Origin of the sequence: Oribacterium sp. oral taxon 078 str. F0263 (genome assembly GCF_000469565.1) — a bacterium.
GTDB lineage: Bacteria > Bacillota > Clostridia > Lachnospirales > Lachnospiraceae > Oribacterium.
In genome coordinates, this window is the sequence record NZ_KI273107.1 from 1 (window position 1) to 865 (window position 865).

Consider the following 865-nt stretch of genomic DNA (forward strand, 5'->3'; position numbering starts at 1 on the left):
GCAGGCCGTTCAATGACTGCATCAACCGCAAGGGGTGCCGGATTTCAGGCGCCTGCAAGGCATGTCCACCGGAAAAAGCGCGGGTTCGTTACTGCTCTGTCTGCGGCAAGTGCACGACTTCCTGTACACTCTACCAAAAGGAAGAATGCCCCAGGCTGGCAAAACCTCCGTACGTCTGCAATGGATGCAGCCAGCAGCGGCTCTGTACGCTTGAGAAGCGCTTCTACGATGGGGCAAAAGCCCAGATGGAATACCGTGACGTGCTCTCCGAGGCGCGTCGGGGAATTGCCCTCTCCGACGAGGAGCAAAAGCGACTGGATGATATCATTTCTCCCCTTCTGCTCAAAGGCCAGTCGCTGCACCATATCTGCCTGAACCATAAGGCAAAACTCATGGTCAGTGAACGGACGCTTTATACCTACATGGACGCGAACCTCTTCTCTGCACGGAACATCGATATGCCGCGCAAGGTGAGGATGCATCCCCGCCGCAAAGGGCCGGATACCGTAAAAGTCGATCCCAGGTGTCGTGAAGGGCGCACTCTGGAAGACTTTAAGATCTTTATGGATGAGAATCCAGACACCCCTTTGGTCGAGCTCGATTCGGTAGAGGGCACAAAAGGGAGGGCTGTCATGCTTACGATCACCTTTGTGACAGACGGCCTGCAGCTCGCTGTCCGACGGGAGCATAACGATTCCCAATCGGTAACCGATCTCTTCCACAGGCTGTATCTGGAACTTGGCCCGAACACGTTTCCCGATCTGTTTCCGGTACTTCTGGCGGACAACGGCAGCGAATTTTCCGACCCGAAAAGCATTGAATTTGATGCCAATGGGAACCGCCGCACATGGCTGTTTTACTGCAA

General features: G+C 54.8%; 1 pseudogene. It reads left to right on the plus strand.

Going from position 1 to position 865, the window contains the following annotated elements:
- Positions 1–245: 245 nt before the first annotated feature.
- Positions 246–865, plus strand: a pseudogene (locus HMPREF1986_RS13115) (IS30 family transposase); the annotation flags it as partial.